At 43.9% G+C, this 15,019-nt stretch carries 14 protein-coding genes; 11 read left to right on the forward strand and 3 right to left on the reverse strand.

The genetic code is table 11. From position 1 onward, the window contains the following. Positions 1 to 1,250, reverse strand: a 1,250-nt coding sequence (locus R7P72_RS17070) for a cadherin-like domain-containing protein (protein ID WP_318110734.1), incomplete at its 3' end; no start/stop codon positions are given. A 398-nt stretch (positions 1,251 to 1,648) separates the two neighbouring features. Here R7P72_RS17070 and R7P72_RS17075 point away from each other — a divergent pair. From R7P72_RS17075 to R7P72_RS17100, 6 genes are all read left to right on the forward strand, one after another. Continuing rightward, complete coding sequence (locus R7P72_RS17075) at positions 1,649 to 2,959, forward strand: TolC family outer membrane protein (protein WP_213907338.1); 1,311 nt, start codon at positions 1,649 to 1,651, stop codon at positions 2,957 to 2,959. 2 nt (positions 2,960 to 2,961) lie between these two features. Beyond that, positions 2,962 to 3,576: an OmpA family protein gene (locus tag R7P72_RS17080; protein ID WP_318110735.1), complete on the forward strand. Its 615-nt coding sequence runs from the start codon at positions 2,962 to 2,964 to the stop codon at positions 3,574 to 3,576. A 175-nt stretch (positions 3,577 to 3,751) separates the two neighbouring features. Continuing rightward, entirely contained in the window at positions 3,752 to 4,105 is a 354-nt protein-coding gene (locus R7P72_RS17085; RefSeq protein WP_005377352.1) for a DUF2750 domain-containing protein, read from the forward strand. A 186-nt stretch (positions 4,106 to 4,291) separates the two neighbouring features. Next, positions 4,292 to 6,262, forward strand: coding sequence for a GGDEF domain-containing protein (locus R7P72_RS17090; RefSeq protein ID WP_005377350.1), 1,971 nt, complete (start codon positions 4,292 to 4,294; stop codon positions 6,260 to 6,262). An 87-nt stretch (positions 6,263 to 6,349) separates the two neighbouring features. Then, positions 6,350 to 7,048 (forward strand): IclR family transcriptional regulator, encoded by a 699-nt coding sequence (locus R7P72_RS17095; protein ID WP_005377349.1) that lies wholly within the window; start codon positions 6,350 to 6,352, stop codon positions 7,046 to 7,048. Between the two features lie 106 nt (positions 7,049 to 7,154). Then, positions 7,155 to 7,847 carry an SDR family oxidoreductase gene (locus R7P72_RS17100; protein ID WP_031778959.1) on the forward strand — a complete coding sequence of 231 codons (693 nt, stop codon included), beginning with the start codon at positions 7,155 to 7,157 and terminating at the stop codon, positions 7,845 to 7,847. 198 nt (positions 7,848 to 8,045) lie between these two features. Here the strand turns inward: R7P72_RS17100 and dkgB are convergent, their stop codons facing one another. Continuing rightward, a complete protein-coding gene (dkgB, locus tag R7P72_RS17105) occupies positions 8,046 to 8,846 on the reverse strand; it encodes a 2,5-didehydrogluconate reductase DkgB (RefSeq protein WP_047102673.1) in 801 nt (266 codons plus the stop codon). A gap of 112 nt (positions 8,847 to 8,958) precedes the next feature. Between dkgB and R7P72_RS17110 the strand changes: the two genes are divergently transcribed. Both R7P72_RS17110 and R7P72_RS17115 read left to right on the forward strand, forming a co-directional pair. Beyond that, positions 8,959 to 9,864 (forward strand): LysR family transcriptional regulator, encoded by a 906-nt coding sequence (locus R7P72_RS17110; RefSeq protein ID WP_005377343.1) that lies wholly within the window; start codon positions 8,959 to 8,961, stop codon positions 9,862 to 9,864. A gap of 132 nt (positions 9,865 to 9,996) precedes the next feature. Continuing rightward, on the forward strand, positions 9,997 to 10,902 hold the full coding sequence (locus tag R7P72_RS17115) for a TIGR03571 family LLM class oxidoreductase (RefSeq protein ID WP_064368442.1): 906 nt from the start codon (positions 9,997 to 9,999) through the stop codon (positions 10,900 to 10,902). A 115-nt stretch (positions 10,903 to 11,017) separates the two neighbouring features. On the opposite strand, the gene R7P72_RS17120 is transcribed toward R7P72_RS17115, so the two are convergent. Further along, on the reverse strand, positions 11,018 to 11,902 hold the full coding sequence (locus R7P72_RS17120; RefSeq protein ID WP_005377338.1) for a LysR family transcriptional regulator: 885 nt from the start codon (positions 11,900 to 11,902) through the stop codon (positions 11,018 to 11,020). Between the two features lie 159 nt (positions 11,903 to 12,061). On the opposite strand from R7P72_RS17120, the gene R7P72_RS17125 reads away from it, so the two are divergent. The 3 genes from R7P72_RS17125 (at position 12,062) to R7P72_RS17135 (ending at position 14,953) form a co-directional block, all read left to right on the forward strand. After that, entirely contained in the window at positions 12,062 to 13,243 is a 1,182-nt protein-coding gene (locus R7P72_RS17125; protein ID WP_005377337.1) for an MFS transporter, read from the forward strand. A 142-nt stretch (positions 13,244 to 13,385) separates the two neighbouring features. Then, positions 13,386 to 13,907: a TetR/AcrR family transcriptional regulator gene (locus R7P72_RS17130; RefSeq protein ID WP_031777252.1), complete on the forward strand. Its 522-nt coding sequence runs from the start codon at positions 13,386 to 13,388 to the stop codon at positions 13,905 to 13,907. After that, complete coding sequence (locus R7P72_RS17135) at positions 13,904 to 14,953, forward strand: alcohol dehydrogenase family protein (protein ID WP_005377335.1); 1,050 nt, start codon at positions 13,904 to 13,906, stop codon at positions 14,951 to 14,953. Before R7P72_RS17130 ends, R7P72_RS17135 begins: the two co-directional genes overlap by 4 nt. Positions 14,954 to 15,019: the final 66 nt, after the last annotated feature.

Here is a 15,019-nt window from a genome sequence, read left to right on the forward strand (position 1 = left end):
CCATCGCTAACGGTGTAAGTGATTTCAGCGTCACCATGGAAGTTCTCAGCCGGTGTGAAGACCAGTTTGCCATCAACAATCTCGACTGTGCCTTGCGCTTCAGGTACGGACGCCGATTCAATCGACAGCGTATCGCCATCAATATCGGTGTCGTTTGGCAGGACATCAATCGTTACTGAGCTATCTTCCTCTGTAATTGTTGTATCATTAGAGGCAATAGGCGCATCGTTAACTGAGTTTACTGTTACCGAAACTTGAGCTTCATCCTCTAACTCACCATCTGAGATGGTGTAGCTAATCGTTGCATTACCGTTGAAATTTTCAGCCGGAGTGAAAACAAGCTTACCATCGATAACCTCAACGATACCTTGCTCTTCTGGTACAGAAGCAGAGGTAATGATTAAATCATCACCTTCAATATCACTGTCGTTAGCGAGCACATCAATTACAACCTGGGAATCCTCGTCAGTTTGAATCGCATCATTAGTTGCTATTGGCGCGTCATTAACAGGCGTAATATCTAAGTTAGCAGTGCCATTAATAACACCGCCATCGTTATCAATAATGTCATAGGAGAATGACACTTCAGTGTCATCGTCAGCCTCTGGAATGTAAGTCCAAGATCCATCGCTGTTATCAATTAAGGTGCCATTCCCACTCTCAATAGTGACGTTTGTAATGACAAGAGTATCGGCATCATCAATATTGACGTTCGATAGTAATTCTTCAGTAGTTATCGTGATTGGATCGCTATCTTCCTCAACAGCGCTTAATGTCACTGGAGAATTAGTAAGTGGCTTACTTGAGCCATCCCCACTTGTCTCGATACCTGTTGTGAAGAAGTCATTTAAGGTCAACGCTTGTGTTTCAGATAAGCCGAGGGATTCTAGGCCAATAGTTTCAAAGTTTGTTGAGGCTAGTACTTCAGTACCATCCCGTACAATCGTGGCACTATTTTGCAAACTGGAGCCACTATTTTCACCCGCTGCAGGTGCGAGTTCTTCATCAATAGCAGAAGGGTCTTGACCTTGCTCAATAGCACTAATAATCTGTGCTACATCGTCTGAAATATCTTTTAAACCTTGCTCTTGAGCAAGCTGAATTTTCAGGTCTTGAGGCGCAGCATCTGTCATTGCCACTATCACTTCACCTGGTAGAGGCTGCTGTCCTTCTGCAAGGACTCTCAGCTGCCCATCCAAACCTATTACGACGACTTGATTACCGAGTGGCACTAATGCTGTACGATCCATATAAACCTTAACCCTAAATAACTGTCAAGTTTTTGACTAACAATACTAATTTGCTATATATTGCCCGAATATAGTGCAATAACAGCAATTTGATGCTCAATAAAGTAATTATGTGTCATACATCAATAAGAATCCAGATGCATAAGTGTTTTATTTTATTAAAATCTGGACACACGTTCCTAGCTATTACCTCCATCTTTAATTTGAGATCTTAATTCAAGTTTTAGGCAGATTTAGTAGGTTGATTTATCAAAATTGAAACAAATGAACAGCGAATCAACAGGTTACTTCATCGCATATTAATGTTATTGTGCGCTAAATTATTGACGCCCTTATAAGTATTCCACTTATAAGCCCTATCACCTCGAGAATTTTTACCATTATCTAGGAGAATCACAGTGAAGTGGACTCGTGCCAACGCCTTTTGTATTGGTATGTTCACCGCTAGTCATGCGTTTGGGCAAACGCTAGAGCAAGCGGTTGAAAACACATTAAAAACCAATCCTGACATCAAAAGTGCGTTCAATGAATTCGTTAGCAAGCAGTATGTGAATGAAGCATCTGGTGGTGCTTACCTCCCATCCGTAGACTTAGATGCCGGTATCGGTTACGAAGGAATCAAACCTGCAGAGTCAGGGCGAGATTCAACCGATCTGACAAGAAAAGAAGCCACCGTGACACTAACCCAGCTAATATGGGATGGCTCAGCGACACTTAATGATATGGATCGAACAGCAGCTGATGCTGAATCGGTCCGTTATCAACTTCTAGCTGATGCCCAAGACACCGCTCTAGAGGTCGCGAAAGTTTATTTAGACTCAGTAAAAGCTTATGAAATTCTGACACTTTCCGAGAATAACTTGAAAGTGCATAAGAAGATCTATGAAGACATTAAAAAGCGAGTTAACTCAGGTATCGGTTCTACAGCAGACCTAACCCAGGTAGAGGCTCGTTTAGCAAAGGCTCACGGTAACTTGGTGGCAGCTCAGAACAACTTATATGACAGCCACACCACCTTTACACGCCTTGTCGGACAGTCACCACAAGGATTGATTTTCCCAAGAGCGGACCAAAACTTTATTCCCTACACCATCGATGAAGCGATTGACTTGGCATTCGAGTCACATCCAGTAATCAAAATTTCGGTAGCTGATGTGGACTCTGCAAAGTTCCAATACAAGCAATCTAAGGGAACTTACTACCCAACGATATCGGTAGAAGCGGCTCAAACATGGCGTGATGATGCAAGCGGTATCGAAGGAAGCAGCGAAGAGACAACAGCAATGTTACGTATGCGTTACAACCTCTTTAACGGTGGTAGTGACGTAGCCAACGCTGAAAGTTTTGCCTACCAACTAAATAAAGCAAAAGACCTAAGAGAACGTGCATACCGCCAAGTAGAAGAAGGTCTTCGTCTATCTTGGAGTGCGTTAGATTTAACACTTCAACAAAAAGAGTTCCTAGCGGATCACGTAGATTCGGCCTCTGAAACTGTCATCGCCTACGAAAAGCAGTATCGCATTGGAAAACGCACTCTGCTGGACTTGTTAAATACTGAAAACGAACTTTTCGAAGCAAGAAAGAACTACTTGGATGCTCGATACTCAGAGCAGTACGCCAAGTACCGCGTTATGAACGCGACTGGCCAATTGTTAAATGCCTTGCGTGTCGATGTACCTAAAGAATGGAATGAAAAGGTGGAGTACTGATCATGAAACCAGTGAAGATTCTATTTGCATTGGGTATGCTCGCCATCACTCAACACGTTGTTGCTGAAGACGAATATGAGTATCGTCCTGTACCAAATGCAGAACAAATAGCAGATTTGCAAGATGACGATAACGATGGTGTCATCAATGCTCGAGATATGTGCCCAGGTACACCTGAAGGCTCAGAGGTCGACAACGACGGTTGTGGAGAATACATTAAAGCATCAGATAACATGCAAGTGCGGATACTTTTTGCTAACGACTCTGATGAGATCAATCCAGTCTTCAGAAGACAAGTCCGAGAGCTTTCCGACTTTTTAAAAGAGTACCCTACTACTTCGATAGAGCTGCACGGCTATGCTAGTAAAGTTGGTGGTTCAAAGCATAACCAAGATCTTTCTGAAAGACGAGCACGCAATGTCCGTGAAGCCCTACTAAGCTACGACATCGAACCGAGTAGAGTCCGCATTGTTGGTTTTGGTGACACTCACTTAGCACAACAAGGGACCGATGAAGTCAGCCATGCTTTAAATCGTCGAGTAACCGCATCAGTCCTTGGTTACAAAGGCGAGATAAAAAGAGAGTGGACAATATTCACAACTCTTCCAGAAAGGTAAAGTACCTGTTTTTGTTTGCTCTGCAAGCACAAAGCAAACAAAAACGAGTGAATGCTTAACCTCAGAAAAGGAGCTTCGGCTCCTTTATTTTTACTCATTTCGACAACCGTATTATGCTTTAGGAATCGGCACTTTAGTGTTACTCTAGCCACGTCATAACAACGAGAGTTTTGAAATGAGCAAACTTACATCAGATATCCAAGCGAACCTTGACCTTTTTGTTGCAGAAACGAAAGAAAACCAATTGGTTTGGGGTTTACGCAATGAAGAAGGTTGGCTATCTTGCGATTCAACTGAATTCGAAAACAGCGAAGTCATGCCTTTCTGGTCTTCTAAAGAAGATGCAGAAGCACATAATGTTGAAGAATGGGCAGATTTTACTGTACTAGAAATCCCATTAGATATCTTTGTTGAAGATTGGCTTTTGACTCTTGCTGAAGATGGTGTTCTTGTTGGAACTAACTGGAACGATCAGTTAGAAGGCAAAGAAATGGAGCCTCAAGATCTAGCAAAGCTTTACATTGATTAAAGATTTCTGACCTCAACTTTATGTTGAGGTCTTTCTTTTTATGCCTCTTCTTTCAATATCTCGACCAAGTGCATAGTTTTACTACTCTTTTTCTTAGTACACCCAACTTAATCACAACGCTGATGCGTTAAAAGCGCTATGATAACTCAACTTTAAAGGCACCTTAAATTAAAGGCTCGTTTAAACATGCGCGTGCTCTATCCCTTGCTTGCGTCACTTTTGCTCACTCCAGTATATGCAAGCGACACTCAAGATATTGAACCAAACCAAAATATCACACAGTGGCACTCTGTCTACCAAACCACACTACGAAGCAACCCTGAGTCGGCATTGAGCATGCTTCAAGATCGCTATCATACAGCGAAATCGGACAGCGAAAAGCTCTACGTAAGTGGATTGATTTATGAATATATGTCAAACATAAATCAGCCTTACTACGGCAGCAGTCAAGTCTTAGACAACCCTTTTTCTCAATTAGAATCAGAATATATTCTTGCCTTAAATGAACGTAAGCATGGTAGTTACGAGGCCTCAGTAGACAGCTTTTCTTCTTTGCGACAGACAATGAAGAAAATATCCGATTCCGAAGGCAAGGCTCTGATGAACTATCAACTTTGTTATACGCTGAATCAACAAGGTCGTTATCACAAAGCAAACTTTTATTGCTCATCCTTAGAAAGCCACTTAAATCATAAGCATCAAGAAAACTTCCCTGTTGATCTTGCTTTGCGCGTAATAGCAAATAACTACAATTACCGCGGTGACTATGAAAAAGCCTTAAGTTTGTATCGACAGTTGATGGCCAACATGTCGACGCAAAGCGATCCTTCAGGGATTTACAATGACGTCGGCAATTTACTTGCAGAGCTGGGGCAATTTGAACAATCAGAGCAATATCTCATTCAAGCCCTACTGGTTCGCCAAGATGAAGGGACACCTCTTGAAGTTGCGCAAGTCGAACATAGTCTAGGAGCGATGTACAGAAAATCCAAAGAACTCGATAAGTCCATCAGCCACTACAAAAATGCATTAACGATTCTCGAACAACTTCATTACCCATACGGGCAAGGTTTGACCTATTTAGGGTTATCTGCTGCTTTGGCCGATTCTGGGCAATTGGATACCGCGGTAGATTACATTGGAAGAGCATTAAACATTGCCCAAACTTATGAGAATACGCACCTTGAAACAGAGGGTCATTTGGCTGCTGGATTGGCATATTTAAAGAACCATACACCCGAAAAATCGATTGAACACACTACAATAGCGTTAAGATTAGCGGTAAAAAACGCTAGGCCCTTATTGCAAGCGCAAGCCCAATTACTCCTCTCAAAAGCATACCAAGCTCAAAATGATTACAAAAAGGCGCTGGAGCATCACAAGGCCTACTCGACGATTGAACTAACGAACCGAGACGCGAGTAATATCAAGGCGTTAGAGGCACTAGATCTCACTAAAAAAGAGTATGAATATGATCTACAAGTCGCGCAGTTGAACAACGAAACTCTTCTAAGTCAGTACCAGTTTGAAAAACTCACAGACCAACAACGCACTTATAATTTTGTTGTTTTCTGTTTATTGGTTCTCCTCGCTCTGGCATTGATGGTTCAGCGACAAACACGCTTAAAAGCCAAAATAGACAGCTTAACGTGTGCATTAAACAGAGCGGCAATTATAGAGACGATTAAAAGCCAAACCTCCAAAGCTGAAGGAGACTTCCGCTACGTTCTAGCATTAATCGATCTAGATGACTTTAAGGCGATTAATGATCAGTATGGTCATCCGACTGGCGACTTAGTACTACAACAGGTATGCAAAGCGCTTAAAGCTAAACTTAATAAGGGAGATTACTTGGGTCGTTTAGGTGGAGAAGAGTTTATCTTGCTATTGAAAAACGTCGATGAGATTGACGTTCCCTTTAGAGTACAAAGTCTGCATAAAACAATTTCAGAAAAGAGTGTACATTCGCTTAATAACCATCAATTGAATATATCTGCGAGTCTGGCCTATCTATCAACCTCAATGCCACTCACCAACTTTGATGAGCTCTATTCGATATTAGACCAAGCGTTATACAATGCTAAGAAGCAAGGAAAAAACTCCCTTGTGGACGCATACAACGAGCCGATCAGTTTAAGTGCTGAGTATATTCTCTAATAAAACCAAACCACCAGCGTAGTGGTTTGTTATAGGTGGAAGCATCAGTAAGCCATTCAGATGCAACACCATCATCAAGGAGTCTTTGTGCCCAAGGCAAGAAAAAACATTCAGTCTCTAGAGCGAGGTTTTCTAATCCTCGAGTTGCTCTCGATGAGTGAGTCTCCCCTATCATTACAGACGATCAGTAATGTGATCCAGTTAAATAAGACGACTGTTCACGGGTTACTTGCGACTCTACACTCTCTTGGATATGTATCCAAACACAACCATAGCTACAGCCTAGGGTTTAGATGCTATGAACTGTCTAAGCCGATTGAACAAAAAAACGAAGCTATCCGACAACATTTTGTTCCATTGCTGAAAAAAATGGCCCAAATGACTAACAACACTTCTTACCTCGCTGTACAAAGTGGCGCTAAAGAGTACTTGTATATCGATGCTATAGAGCAGGATAACCCTCTTACCATCCGTAGCCCGAGAGGGAAACGAGAAGGACTCACAACATCTGCGATCGGCAAGGTTTTTCTTAGTTTTGATGATGAGCTTCGCCGAACATTGCGCCTTGAAAGCCAAATATCCCCCACGTTAGAAACTGAACTTAATCAGGTTGTATTATCAGGTTACGCACTCGATTTAGAAGAGGCAGAGCCAAACCTCAATTGCTTAGCGATCCCCCTTTACTTGGATGGTAAGGTCGTTGCTGTTGCAGGTGTCAGCGGTGCTGCCTCCGAACTGACGGTCACTAGGCTAAAACACTTTGCCAGCATCTTTCTCAAACTTTAAGATTTGACAATGTCGAATTCTAGGCCATTTTTATACTGTTTTGATTACATGCTTATACGTCGCCTCTAATATGGTCGTTGTTCAACTCAACAACGTAGGAGAAGCGATGTCTACTGTATTAATCACTGGCGCTAACCGTGGCTTAGGCTTGCAATTTGTCCGCCACTACCTTGGAAAAGGTTGGCAAGTTATCGCAACTTGTCGTTCACCAGAAAATGCTAAGCAGCTCAATGAACTAGTAACCCAATCTAATCAACTTCAACTGATGGCTCTAGACGTCACTAACCAACAAGATATCGATCAGTTAGCCACTCAATTAGCGGAGCGTCCGCTCGATCATTTAATTCTGAATGCAGGTGTATTAGGCGAAGAGTGTGCAAAGCTTGGCGAAATGACCCAGAAAAAATGGCTAGAAGTACTAAACATAAATACCGTCGCACCTGCCCTGCTAATTCAAGCCCTACAAGACAACGTTGCGAAAAGTCAGCACAAAACCATCGTGGGAATCTCAACCCGAGTTGCGAGTTTAAGCGATAACAGTTCAGGTAACATGTACAGTTATCGAGCATCTAAAGCAGCGCTTAATCAGGTTCTAGTATCAGCAGCACGCAATCTCGAATCGCAAGGAGTAAAAACTGTCGCAGTTCATCCCGGCTGGGTAAAAACCGATATGGGCGGTGAGGACGCAACCTTTTCTGCCGAGGAAAGTGTTGCAGGCATTGTTTCGGTCGCAGAACAGCTAACACTTGAGCAATCCGGAAGCTTCCGCGTATTTGATGGCTCTACAATCGAATGGTAACTGTTCTCTAAATGACGTCTCCCGGCCAAATTGAAGGCCGGGAGAATACAGTAAACTAATAGGCCAAAAAGATAAAAGCTCGCACTATCGTCAGACAAGCGAGCCGTTATCGTCTATGGTGTTGTACTACCGTCAAGCGCAGAGGAAGTCAGCGATTGCAGAGGCGTCATTTAGGCAATGATTTCCTGAGAAACTCACTCAATCATCCCACTCAGGCGCTAGCCCTTCAGGGTTTACTTCGCGGCCATTTCTTTCCAACGCATCTATCTTTGCAATCGCCTCTTCACTGAGATTAAGTTCAAGTGCTTTCAGGTTACTTGCTAAATTCTCTCGTTTAGTTGAAGACGGGATCACCGCGTAACCTTTTGACAAAGCCCAAGCAAGCGCGACTTGAGCTGGCGTGGCCTGATAGTCCTCAGCAATACCTGCAATAGTTGGGTCCCCAAGTACTTTCCCATATGCCAAGGTCATGTAAGACGTTACCTGAATATCGTTTTCCTGCATGAAGCTGACCAACTTACGATTTTGCAAATAAGGGCTAAGCTCGATTTGGTTAGTAACAATATTCTCTTTACCGACCACTTCTATCGCTTGTTGCAACAAGTCAATATTAAAGTTGGAGACGCCAATATTACGGGTTAACCCTTGCGATTTAGCTTCAAGTAATGAAGCCATGTATTCGCTCAAGTTATTGTTATTGCCAGGCCAGTGGATCAAGGTCAAATCCACATAATCTGTATTTAGCTTTTCTAAGCTCTCTTTTAGACTTGGAATGAGTTGTTCCGTGTTCATGTTATCAACCCAGATCTTGGTCGTAATGAATAGCTCATCACGTGCAATACCGGACTGTGTCAATACTTCACCGATTTCTGCCTCATTACCGTAAATCTGTGCAGTATCAATTACGCGGTAACCCACTTCTAACGCATTACGGACTGAATCCTTAACTACTTCACCCTCTAAACGAAACGTGCCGACGCCAAATGATGGTACTTTCATCTAAATCTCCTGAATTATCGATTTTATAGTTGATTCGAAGCAAAACTTTACGCCGCAAGAAACTTTCCGTAAAGTTAACAATACTCAAATCTAATTTGAAATATATTCAACAATGAAAGCTACTTTAGATGAAATGCGCACCTTTATGGCCGTGGTCGATACGGGTTCAATCAGCTCTGCGGCTGAACTGTTATCGATGACCGTCTCTGCGGTGAGTCGATCGGTATCTCGGCTAGAAGCCAAACTCGAAACGACCTTGTTAAATCGCACAACCCGTAAGTTAGATGTTACTAATGAAGGAACGATATACCTCGATAAAGTCAGACATATTGTAGAAGCAGTAGAGAATGCCGAAGCACAACTGAAAAGCCAGAAATATAAGCCTTCTGGCCTCCTACGAATAAACGCAGCTACCCCCTTCTTACTGCACGTACTAACGCCGCACATTGCTAAATATCAGAGCTTGTATCCAGAAGTCGAAATCGATCTCAATTCCAATGAGGAAAATATTAGCCTTTTGGGAACAAAAACCGATATTGCTTTTCGTATCGGTGAGCTACAAAACTCAACCATGCGCGCGATATTTCTTGGTAAAAGTCGGATTCGAATCGTCGCGAGTCCAGAGTATTTAAGACAACATGGTACTCCAACCTCAATAGATCAGTTACTCAATCACAAGCTACTTGGATTCAACAAGCCGGAGTATCTTAAGGAATGGCCGATCATGGATGATAAGAACAAACTTCTGCGTATTATGAGTAGCCTAAGATCTGATAATGGCGAGACGCTAAGATGTTTAGCCTTACATGGTGCGGGGATAGCTTGCCTGTCTGACTTTATGACCTACTCTGACCGACAAGCTGGTCGCTTAGTGGGCGTGCTTAGTGAACACACGCATAATGTCGAACAGCCAGTTCATGCGGTGTATTACAAAAATGCCAGTACCTCACGCCGGATCAGCTCTTTTATTGACTTCATCAAGCAAGAAATCAAGGTAGAGAACCACCAGTTCCTTTAAAGACCACCGCTGTTTGTGGCAAAACACTTTTGTCTTTTTGCCGCTTTTTCTCACAACAAAAATCTCATAGTGTCCTGAATATCAGGGGGGCACCTGGCCTCCTAGTACTCACAGTAATAGTCAGGCTTCATAATGCATAAAGATTTAAGTAACAGATTCACCATCGGGGTTGAGCTCCCCCTAGATAATGACTGGACCCAAGAAGGCCAGAAAAAACGGCTGCTCCAACGAAAACCGTTCGGCGTACCAGACATGAGTGCACATAAACAGCGTATTATGTTAGCCGATAAGTTAGGCTTTAACGTAGCGTGGGTAAGAGATGTCCCGTTGTACGACCCTAACTTTGGAGACGCGGCACAAATTTATGAACCGTTCAGTTATCTTGGCTATCTCTCTGCGTGCACCGACAACATTCTACTAGGGACAGCAGCGATAGTATTACCGTTAAGACAACCTTGGCTAGTGAAAAAAGCCGCTGCGACCATCAACGAGTTAAGTGGTGACCGCCTGATACTCGGTGTGGCTAGTGGAGACCGTCCTAGTGAATATCCCGTTTTTAACGCCAACTTTGACAGCCGTGGCTCGGCTTTTCGAGAAAGTGTAGAGATTTTGAAAGATACGCAAAATGATAAGCTGGGTAACGATCTACAGTTATTACCCGAGTTTGCTGATATTCCTATCTATGTCGCAGGGTTAGCGCAGCAAAGTCCACAATGGATAGGAGAAAACCTAGACGGCTGGCTCGCCTACCCAGGCACACCTGATGATCATGAACACCGCGTTGCACTTTGGCGCTCCGTAGCGGGAAACAAACCCTACGCCAGCTTTATTCATCTTGATTTAATCGATAACCCAAATGCACCAGTCGTTCGGCATCATTTTGGTATCCAGGCCGGAGTCAATGGCTTGAGCGATGAGCTAGAAAAAATGCAAGAAGCAGGAGTCAATCACATCGGGTTGCATTTCCGTCGTAATAGCCAACCAATTGATAAATCAATGGAACAGATCGCTCAGTACGTGTTGCCACGCTTTAACTAAGAGCAAATAAAAATATGTGCCACCTTACTAAGGGGTGGCACGCTAGGCTTGGCAGTTGGAAAAACAAAAGCTGCAATAACGACAAAACTCTTTTGTTAAAACAACAATAATAGTGTTATTTTAAAGTAAGTCTTGGTTGAATAAAGTCGATGAACGCGGAAATACGCTTAGAGACTGAAGAAGATTTGTAGAACACAGCATTGACCTGTTCTCGTCCAGTATTTGTGATTTTTTCCGATTCAAACAATGCCACTAACCGTCCAGAATCAAGATCATCTTTCACCATAAAGCCAGATAAACATGCAATGCCGTTCCCTGCCAGCACTAACTGTCTAACCGTTTCACCACTGCTGGATAGGATATCAGGCTCTATCATCTCAAACCCTCGTAATGGCCACTGATTTAACACTTTAGCGCCAGAAAAACCGATCAAGTTATGACTGCGCAAATCGCTCACCGCTTCAGGAAAACCTCGTTTAGATAAATAACCAGGCGTGGCAACGATAAATAGTGGGCTTGTTCCTAAAGGTTTAGCATGCAGTGTTGAATCCGATAATCGTCCAATACGTATCGCCACATCGGTTCTTTTTTCCAATAGATCCACAAAACCCTCATTAGAGGTAAGATCGAGTTGAATATCAGGATAAGCCTCTTTAAATGGCTGAATTAACGGCACGAGTTGATGTAAAACAAATGGGCTAGCGGCATCAACTCTTAAGCGCCCCTTGGGTAATTCACCTCGTGTGATGATCTCTTCTTCAGCTTGCTGTATTTGTAGTAAACCTAAGCGAACCGCTTCAACAAACTGATGCCCTTCCTCAGTAACTTCCACTCTGCGTGTCGTGCGATTCAGCAAGGTTACCCCCAACTGTGATTCAACTTTACTAACCGCACGAGATACCCTAGCGACTTGAATACCTAGTGCATCAGCAGCGGAAGAAAATCCACCACTATCCACAACTGCCATAAGAATCTCTAATTCATCTGATCGGGTTAACATTTCATCCCCTTTCCTAACTGCGCATTTCCTTCACTTATAACAAAAGTATTTTGTAATAAACACCATTTTTCGCAACGAATAACTCTTTAATAATACACGACATGGAGACGGGCTATTCGTTTATCCATTCATATTCAATGATTATAAGAGAGAGTTGTTATGCCTTTAGCTTTACTTGCATTGACGCTGAGCGCCTTTGCTATTGGAACCACGGAGTTTGTAATTGTCGGTCTGATACCGACTATGGCCTCCGACCTCAACGTATCATTACCTTCAGCGGGTCTTTTAGTTAGCCTGTACGCACTTGGTGTCGCGGTTGGTGCTCCCGTTTTAACAGCGCTGACTGGTAACTGGAAAAGAAAGTACGTTCTGCTTTCTGTTATGGCACTGTTTGTTCTTGGCAATCTGTTAGCCTGGCAAGCACCTGGATACAACACACTAGTTACAGCAAGGATACTGACCGGGCTTGCACACGGTGTGTTCTTTTCGATCGGCTCGACTATCGCCACTGGCCTAGTGTCAAAAGAAAAAGCCGCTAGCGCAATTGCTATTATGTTTACCGGTCTCACCGTAGCTCTAGTGACGGGCGTGCCACTTGGCACCTGGATTGGCCAGACATTTGGTTGGCAGGCAACCTTCCTAATCGTCGCGATCCTTGGAATCATCGCACTGATAGGAAGCGCTCTGCTAGTGCCGAGTAATCTGAAACAACCACCAGCAACCAAGCTGTCATCGCAAGTAAAAGTCTTAACTCAACCTCGTCTACTTTTGGTGTACGCAATCACCGCACTCGGTTACGGTGGTACGTTCACAGCCTTCACTTACTTGGCTCCTATTTTGGAAGAAGTTTCGGGGTTTGGCTCTAGCGCTATCAGCCTAATTATGTTGGTTTATGGTGTATCAGTCGCATTCGGCAACATCTGGGGCGGAAAGATGGCCGACTCTATGGGGCCAATCAAAGCTCTGACAGCGATTTTCTCGGGCCTAATTGTGGTATTGCTCGTGTTTAGTGTCACAGCATTTAATCCAACTTCTGCAGTAGTGACCATTCTTGTCTGGGGTGCCTTTGCCTTTGGTAACGTTCCAGGACTTCAAGTTTATGTTGTCAAACTAGCAGAGAAATATTCACCTGATGCAGTCGACGTCGCTTCTGGTCTCAACATTGCTGCATTTAACGTAGGTATTGCACTGGGTTCTTGGGGCGGTGGCCTTATCGTGGCCAATGCTGGGCTGATGCACACACCTTGGATTGGCGCGATCGTAGTATTAGGTGCTCTACTACTAACCCGTTTCAGCGGAATGCTAGACAAGCGTGGAGAGCAGCACGCAACGGCACACTGATTCACGTTCCGAATCTATAAAAATCACTTAAATTAGCCCGGCATTACGTCGGGCTTTCATACAGAGTTTAAATACACCATTGACTGAGGTAGAAAGTTTATTCTACCCTTAGGTAAAACAAACGTTCTACCTGGTGTATCAAATAGTGAAAGAAAAAATCGCAGCAAGCCTAGAAAAAGCATTCAGTCAGTATGGCTTCGCCGAGCCTAGCGTACCCCAACTCAAAAACGCCTGCGAAGTCAGCCTGAGAACCCTGTACAAATACTACCCCTCCAAGGAAGCGATGATTGTTGCAGCTCTCGAGCATCGCCATCAAAGGTATTTGAGTTTTTTGCTCGAAGACGCCCCTGCCAATGGAACACCGGCTGTATTACACCTATTCACTCGCCTCGAGGATTGGATGAAGGAGTTTGCACCGAATGGCTGCATGTCCATCAATGCATTAGCAGCCTATCCAGAAAATCTATCTATTAATCAAGCAGTAAAACAACACAAATTGGCGGTTCGTCAGCTTATGGTCCAACTAAGTCAGCGAGAAGACCTCGCAACCACACTCTTCTTGTTACATGAAGGTCTATCCAACGCATGGCCGGTTCTCGGTCACGCTGCCTTTGCATCCGCTGAACACACTCTGCTAGAACTAATGAAGGAGAACAATCAATGACCACAATCCCGAAAGTCATGAAAGGCGTCCAACTTATCGGTCATGGTGGGCCAGATATGCTTCGTTACCGCGATGATCTACCTGTGCCAGTCCCCTCGCCTGATGATGTATTGATCCAAGTTGCCGCCGCCGGAGTCAATAACACCGACATCAATACCCGAACAGCATGGTATTCTAAAAACGACGCCAATAGCATGGATGCAAGTTGGTCAGGAGACGCGCTATCTCTCCCTCGAATCCAAGGTGCCGATGTATGCGGTACCATCGTCGCTGTTGGTGAGAATATCTGCCCATCACGAATCGGTCAGCGTGTGCTCATCGAACCATGTATTACGCGCTTCAACAGTCAAGCACTTAGCTCGCCTTGGTACTTCGGTTCAGAATGTGATGGTGGCTTTGCTCAGTTCACTGTTGTTGACAGTAAACATGCATATGCAGTGAAGAGTAGTTTATCGGATATCGATTTGGCCTCCTTCCCTTGTTCTTATTCAACTGCCGAGAACATGCTTGTCCGCTCTAATGTCACAGCGAGCGATACCGTACTGATTTCAGGGGCATCCGGTGGTGTTGGCTCTGCCGCAATCCAACTGGCGAAGGCGCGTGGAGCATACGTCATTGCTATCGCCAGCCCAGAAAAGAAAGAACAGATCACGGCATTAGGAGCAAACCAAGTTATCCCTCGCGATGCAAATTTAACGGCGACTCTCGGAGAAAACAGCGTTGACGTAGTGATTGATTTGGTCGCAGGAGAGCAGTGGCCACAATTTCTTCAGGTACTAAAGCCAGGATCAAGATACGCTGTTTCCGGCGCCATAGGCGGCCCAATTGTCGAGCTGGATGTAAGAACTCTTTACCTTAAAGACCTAGCGTTATTTGGTTGTACCGTTTTGGCACCAGAAGTATTCGGTAACTTGGTTCGCTATATCGAACAGAACGCAATTCGCCCCTTAGTCGCGGAGTCATTTCCCTTAAACCAGATAGGTCAAGCGCAAGAAGTATTTTCACGCAAGCAACATACTGGGAAACTGGTTTTGGAAATCACATAGCTTTTCGATTAACAGCGGCCTATACAAGTCGTTGTAATTTGAGAACACTTTAAGCATCCTAAAAAG

The sequence above is a fragment of the Vibrio sp. Vb0888 genome (assembly GCF_033338835.1).
GTDB lineage: Bacteria > Pseudomonadota > Gammaproteobacteria > Enterobacterales > Vibrionaceae > Vibrio > Vibrio alginolyticus.

Excerpts from the sequence above, each read along its gene's own strand:
- R7P72_RS17080 (WP_318110735.1), top strand. The coding sequence starts at position 2,962 with ATGAAACCAGTGAAGATTCTATTTGCATTGGGTATGCTCGCCATCACT.
- R7P72_RS17090 (WP_005377350.1), top strand. The coding sequence starts at position 4,292 with ATGCGCGTGCTCTATCCCTTGCTTGCGTCACTTTTGCTCACTCCAGTA.
- R7P72_RS17125 (WP_005377337.1), top strand. The coding sequence starts at position 12,062 with ATGCCTTTAGCTTTACTTGCATTGACGCTGAGCGCCTTTGCTATTGGA.
- R7P72_RS17135 (WP_005377335.1), top strand. The coding sequence starts at position 13,904 with ATGACCACAATCCCGAAAGTCATGAAAGGCGTCCAACTTATCGGTCAT.
- R7P72_RS17100 (WP_031778959.1), top strand. The coding sequence starts at position 7,155 with ATGTCTACTGTATTAATCACTGGCGCTAACCGTGGCTTAGGCTTGCAA.
- R7P72_RS17120 (WP_005377338.1), bottom strand. The coding sequence starts at position 11,902 with ATGTTAACCCGATCAGATGAATTAGAGATTCTTATGGCAGTTGTGGAT.
- R7P72_RS17085 (WP_005377352.1), top strand. The coding sequence starts at position 3,752 with ATGAGCAAACTTACATCAGATATCCAAGCGAACCTTGACCTTTTTGTT.
- R7P72_RS17110 (WP_005377343.1), top strand. The coding sequence starts at position 8,959 with ATGAAAGCTACTTTAGATGAAATGCGCACCTTTATGGCCGTGGTCGAT.
- dkgB (WP_047102673.1), bottom strand. The coding sequence starts at position 8,846 with ATGAAAGTACCATCATTTGGCGTCGGCACGTTTCGTTTAGAGGGTGAA.
- R7P72_RS17115 (WP_064368442.1), top strand. The coding sequence starts at position 9,997 with ATGCATAAAGATTTAAGTAACAGATTCACCATCGGGGTTGAGCTCCCC.